Source organism: Deltaproteobacteria bacterium (assembly GCA_023382265.1).
GTDB lineage: Bacteria > JAMCPX01 > JAMCPX01 > JAMCPX01 > JAMCPX01 > JAMCPX01.
The window spans coordinates 1-5,383 of record JAMCPX010000069.1; the positions used below are offsets into that span (position 1 = coordinate 1).

The 5,383-nt window shown below is 39.3% G+C and carries 7 protein-coding genes and 1 pseudogene; all 8 read right to left on the bottom strand.

Annotated features, from left to right (window positions below; all coding sequences use genetic code 11):
• Nucleotides 1-8: 8 nt before the first annotated feature.
• Nucleotides 9-1,277 (bottom strand): sulfatase-like hydrolase/transferase, encoded by a 1,269-nt coding sequence (locus M1381_11815; GenBank protein MCL4479757.1) that lies wholly within the window; start codon nt 1,275-1,277, stop codon nt 9-11.
• Nucleotides 1,270-1,821 (bottom strand): annotated as a pseudogene (gene cysC / locus M1381_11820) (adenylyl-sulfate kinase). The gene M1381_11815 and the pseudogene cysC overlap by 8 nt, the downstream one beginning before the upstream one ends.
• Complete coding sequence (locus M1381_11825; GenBank protein ID MCL4479758.1) at nt 1,818-2,657, bottom strand: sulfatase-like hydrolase/transferase; 840 nt, start codon at nt 2,655-2,657, stop codon at nt 1,818-1,820. Before M1381_11825 ends, cysC begins: the two are co-directional and overlap by 4 nt.
• A 61-nt stretch (nt 2,658-2,718) precedes the next feature.
• Nucleotides 2,719-3,060 carry a type II toxin-antitoxin system PemK/MazF family toxin gene (locus tag M1381_11830; protein ID MCL4479759.1) on the bottom strand — a complete coding sequence of 114 codons (342 nt, stop codon included), beginning with the start codon at nt 3,058-3,060 and terminating at the stop codon, nt 2,719-2,721.
• Entirely contained in the window at nt 3,057-3,305 is a 249-nt protein-coding gene (locus M1381_11835; GenBank protein MCL4479760.1) for a ribbon-helix-helix protein, CopG family, read from the bottom strand. Before M1381_11835 ends, M1381_11830 begins: the two co-directional genes overlap by 4 nt.
• Nucleotides 3,306-3,399: 94 nt before the next feature.
• Nucleotides 3,400-4,149: an ABC transporter ATP-binding protein gene (locus M1381_11840; GenBank protein MCL4479761.1), complete on the bottom strand. Its 750-nt coding sequence runs from the start codon at nt 4,147-4,149 to the stop codon at nt 3,400-3,402.
• A complete protein-coding gene (locus M1381_11845; protein ID MCL4479762.1) occupies nt 4,146-4,931 on the bottom strand; it encodes an ABC transporter permease in 786 nt (261 codons plus the stop codon). Before M1381_11845 ends, M1381_11840 begins: the two co-directional genes overlap by 4 nt.
• Nucleotides 4,932-5,033: 102 nt before the next feature.
• On the bottom strand, nt 5,034-5,383 hold a 350-nt coding region (locus M1381_11850; protein ID MCL4479763.1), incomplete at its 5' end, for an ATP-binding cassette domain-containing protein.

The following is a 5,383-nucleotide window of genomic DNA, read 5'->3' on the forward strand; positions in this document are numbered from 1 at the left end:
TATGAAGGCTAAGCTAAAAAATACCCAAAAACTTTTCTGTAGATCGTTTTAATGAATTGCGTGTCGTCGAGTTTTTTATCATCCAAAAGAGCCAAATCTTCTTGTTTACCCCTGACAACAAATTTTGCGTCATTTGTTCTTATTGATCTTTGACTAAGGAGCCATTCATTATCGTTTATAAATTGGTGCGGGATTAATGGATTGCCCTCCCTGTCGTCTGATATACTGCCGTCTTTTTTCGCTATCCATCTCTCGGCAAATACGTATCTTCTCGTTTGCTCTAAAGGAGAAGAATCCAACGTATAGGGTGAATCGAATTCTATCTTCGCGTACGAAAGGACGATCGCAAATATATCCGATAAAGATCGCAAACTCTCATTGAGAGTGTACTTTATGTCCGGGTGCAGGATAATCAACGGTACCCTCAATACATTGTCGTACGTATCACCCGAGTGAGCAAAAAAATTTGGGTCATAATGGCTGCATTTTCCCTCTCCGTGATCGGAGAAGATTACGGCAAGGCTTTCCTTCAGAAAGCCGGCCCTTTTAAGATTGCCGAGAAATAGCTTAAATCTGCCATCGTCAAATTTGCTGACGCCTCTTACATACAACGGTAGCATGCTGTTAATGTCTCTGCCTTTCCTGTTAAATAAATTGTGCCAGAGTGCATGAGGTCTTTTGTCTGTTACTTCTACCCCGTAGTTCTTATAAAGTTCCTCTATAGACTTAAAGTAGTCTCTATTATAATCTTGGGAAACAGGAGATTCGCTGAAGAGATACGGCTCATGCACGTCATAAAAATGTACAAATAAAAAGACTTTCTCTTCTTTGTGTTTTTCCAAAAATACCGACAGCCTCCTGTCGTCTCTTTCAAACAGATAATCAAACCCCCTTGTCAAATCCAGCGGTTTAAACAACGCCATTACGTCTGTTGCAAATACCGTGGTATAACCGTTTTCTTTAAAGATCTCAGCAAGGGTTTTGACATCCTTATTGAGTTTCGTGTCGAAGAAAGCCCTGACACCATGATGCGGCGGATAAAGACCTGTAAAGACGGAAGCGTGAGCGGATGTTGTGTACGTGTTTGTGCTTATACACTGAGTAAAGCACAGTGCTTTTTCAGAAAGCCTGTCCAGAATTGGAGTCTCAAGCAGAGACTTAACATTATACTTATCGAGTTCTTTCTTGTCCGGCTGATAACCCACACAATCGTATCTCAGATTATCAATGGACATCAGTATGACTTTGTCTGCCGAGGATTTTTTTAAGTTAAACACGGTAATATTTGCCTGATTTACCCAAAAAACTTTTTTCTAATAATGCAGTCAGCAAAACCATAAAACTTTTATCTATACTTAATTTGTCTGTTTCAATAATCAGGTTAGGGGTTAACGGTTCTTCGTAAGGATCATTTACCCCCGTAAAGTGAGGTATACTACCCTCTCTTGCTTTTTTGTACATACCTTTAACATCCCTTTGTTCGCAGATCTCGACAGGACAGTTTACATATATTTCAAAAAAGTTCCCTATGAGCTTTTTTTGTTCTTCTCTAACATCCCTGTAAGGTGAAATTGCGGCTACAATGGTATTTACGCCGTGTTTGTTCAACATCCTGCTGAGCCAGCCTATCCTGCGTATATTTTCATCTCTGTCCTGTTTTGTGAAGCCAAGTCCCCGTGTTAGATACTGCCTGACAACATCTCCGTCTAACAATTCTACATTAGCTATACCTTGCTGAGATCTTTAAAGAAAACGGTTATTAGCGAGCGTCGTTTTACCTGAACAGGGCAAGCCGGTAAACCAGACTGTAAAGCCTTTCATCTCAGCATGCCCTCTACAAAAGGTACTTCAAACACCTTTTTATGCATAATAGGCCCATGTCCGAAAAACCCCTTTTCCCCGAATAACTCACCATGATCGGATGAAACAACAAAATAGGTGTTAGATGGACATTTATTGAATAATTTTTCTATTAATCCATCAACATATTCGATACATGAAATTTGTTTATTTTTGAATGTCTTAAGCATTTTTTTGTTAAAGAAAGTAGCTTGGTTGCCGGGTTGAGCCTGATCACCTGTATGATTTACAAGGTCATCCATATGTTTAAATACACCGTGTACACCGTGTATTTTTGGATAATCTAAAGGATTTTCTCCCGGCAATACATAAGGATAATGTGCCTCTCCTACATTGAGAAAATAAAAGTAAGGTTGGCTGTTATTAAATTCTATTTCATCAACCATACCTGCAAAATCGTTATGTTTGTCCATAAGTTTATAGTCATCAAAAAATGCGGAAAACCCTGTAAATTTATTGAGTACCGGCAATGAAACCCTTGCAATTGTTTTATAGCCGAGAGTTTTGAGTACTTTTGGCAAGCTGAGTTCAGGAACAAAATTTTTAAAGGATAGTTCAGTCCCAATTCTTTGTGTCCACAAAGATAGTTCGTTCTTGTACACTTCTGAAGCAAATATTTTTGTCGGATTTTTATGAGGCATGAGCCCCATGAGCAATACATAATGCGAAGGGGATGTCCAGCTTGCATAGCTGTATCGTTTCTCTATTTTACCAAGTTTTTGGGTATTTTTTAGCTTAGCCTTCATAAAACTATCGTGCCGTGCACTGTCTATGATAATAAAAATAATGTTGTTCATACATCACATTTTACCTTTTCTTTTTTGCTTCCCCTACAAATATCAATACATTAGGAATACTTTATGTAATATCAAAAACCAATTTCAATGCATATTTGACTTTTTCAAGTTCCTCTGAATATAATTGTCCAATCTTTCTTATAAATCTTTCTTCCGACACTGACTTCACCTGAAATAAGTCAATTGCAGATAGTTTACTTAATCCGTTATTCCTATTTGGTTGAAGTTTTACAAACCATAAAACTTTCTCATAATTTTCCTTATAATCCGTTAGAGGGGCTATTACCTTTAAGGGTAAAACACCTATAGCATCATTATTTAGGATAACACATGGTCTGGTCTTTTTTATTTCTGACCCTATAGTAGGATTTAGATTGATCAACCATATTTCGCCTTGCTTCATTCTACAAAATCCTCGTACTCTATTTCTTTGAGTATTGTCAAATTTTTGTTAGACTTATATTCTCCTCTCATGGTTGATGCAATTTTTCTAAGCTCGTCTTTCGTTTTTTCAGCCATATAAAGCTCCACAGCCCGTCTGATCAATTCAGATCTTCCTATTTTATTTTTCTTTTTAATATTATCCAGGTAATTTATAAGAGTTATAGGCAGTGAAATCGAAATCTTCTCTACTTTACTTGTTAACACAGTACTACCTCCTTTGCTACTTATAGTAGTAAATATATTCATACCTAATGTATTGTCAATAGTTTTCAGATCTACCTGTTTTTCTTAATTGATATCACGACTTCTGACTTGTTTGGTATGCATGTATGGTGTCATCGACCGTGCTGCCTTTGGATATACCCCTGCCGTGTATCCATACTGCATCGTCGCACAGTTGTTTGATCATCCCCATACTGTGTGTAACTATGATCATGGTTTTACCCCTGTTGCGGAAATCCGTGATCTTGTCGATACACTTTTTCTGGAACGACTCGTCACCGACAGCCAGAACCTCGTCTATTAAAAGAATATCGGGATCCACATTTACGGCCACCGAGAACCCAAGGCGCATGTACATGCCTGTCGAGTACGTTCTTACAGGCGCATCAATGAAATCCTCGAGCTCGGCGAATGCAACGATTTGATCGAACCGTTTTTTTATCTCTTTTTTCGGAAGGCCGAGTATAATGCCGTTTATAAAGATATTTTCCCTGCCTGTGAACTCGGGATGGAAGCCGGCCCCGACCTCTATCAGTGTCGAGACCCTGCCGTCCACCATAACCCTGCCCTTGTCCGGCTTGTATATCCCTGCTATAAGTTTAAGGATTGTGCTTTTGCCAGAGCCGTTGTTCCCTATGAGGCCGAATGTCGAGCCCTTTCTTATGGATAGGTTTATATCCTCAAGGACCTCAAGGTACTCTTTGTTTGGATTTTTCTCGAACCAATTAAAATGAGCAAGACGCTCCTTGAAACTCGAATAATTCTTTTTTAACGCATATTTTTTAAAATGCTTCTCTACATGCTCCAAAACAACTGCATCATTCATATAAACTCCGGGAATGCCTCTTTAAGCTTTTCGAATAGGTATGCGCCTATAAGAAGTATGACAACCGAGGCAATCAGTAAATAAGACAGATGCAGCCAGTTGGGAAAGATATTGTAATAAAAAATCCATTGATAAGAGCGAACCAATAAAGTCATTGGGTTCAGGTAGAATATAAATAAATACCGGGAAGGGACCTGTGACAGTTGATAAATGATAGGTGTTACAAAAAATCCAAGCAGCAGGAAGTTATTCACAATTTGCTGGAGATCGCGGAAATAGACGTTTATAGCAGCGATTATAAGCACAAGTCCTTCCGTTAATATCAACTGGATAATTATGACGGGGATAATGGCTATTATGGGAATACCGAGGTCCATTCTTAAAATGAACATAAATAAAAGCAAAAGCGGTAAACTAAAAATATAGTTCATCATGTTCACGAGCACGGAAACCGTGGGTAATACCTGGGGCGGGAAAAGCACTTTTGTTATAAGATTCGAGCCGCCTACAATGGAGTTGACGCCATCCGTAAATGCTGTAGAAAACCATGTCCACGGCAGCAGCCCGGCGAAAAGGAATACGGAATAATTCTTTATACCGTTGTTCATTAAGACCTTGAACACAAACACATAAACCAGCATCAATAAAAACGGGTTTATGAATGTCCAGAAAAACCCAAGTACCGATCCCCTGTACCTTGCCTTCAGGCCTCTTACCACCAGCGCGTTTATCAGCGCCCTGTATTTGTAAAGTTCTTTAAAATGTTCGACAATTCTTTTCATAATCGCATCAAATATGGTTGTAGATTTAATTTAATACATTACCATCAAAGCACGGGAGTTTGTGAAAAGCAACAGAGTACACAACATCAATAATTTGCAGACTTATTTTATGAACCGTTCTTCCGTGACGCCGAACACGGATTTTATATGGTCGAGGAGCTCCCTGTCACCGGATGATGCGACCTTCACGATCCTTCCGTTATCCATAAGGCACAGCCGTTCAAAAAACTCTCTTGCAAGGGGAAGCTCATGCATGGCCGAGATTATGGTTGTGCCGCTTCTATGAAGCTCTTTGAGCGTATGCATAAACGCAAGCTGATGTCCTATATCAAGGTGCGAAATGGGTTCGTCGAGCAAGAGAACCTCCGGCTCCTGGGCAATCGCCATTGCGAGCATGACCCTTTGTTTCTCTCCCATGGACAACGTAAAGAATTTTCTGTTTACGAGCTTAT

What these genes read in the sequence shown, in the direction of transcription:
- M1381_11840 (MCL4479761.1), bottom strand. Translation starts at nt 4,149, where the DNA reads ATGAATGATGCAGTTGTTTTGGAGCATGTAGAGAAGCATTTTAAAAAA.
- M1381_11825 (MCL4479758.1), bottom strand. Translation starts at nt 2,657, where the DNA reads ATGAACAACATTATTTTTATTATCATAGACAGTGCACGGCACGATAGT.
- M1381_11830 (MCL4479759.1), bottom strand. Translation starts at nt 3,060, where the DNA reads ATGAAGCAAGGCGAAATATGGTTGATCAATCTAAATCCTACTATAGGG.
- M1381_11845 (MCL4479762.1), bottom strand. Translation starts at nt 4,931, where the DNA reads ATGAAAAGAATTGTCGAACATTTTAAAGAACTTTACAAATACAGGGCG.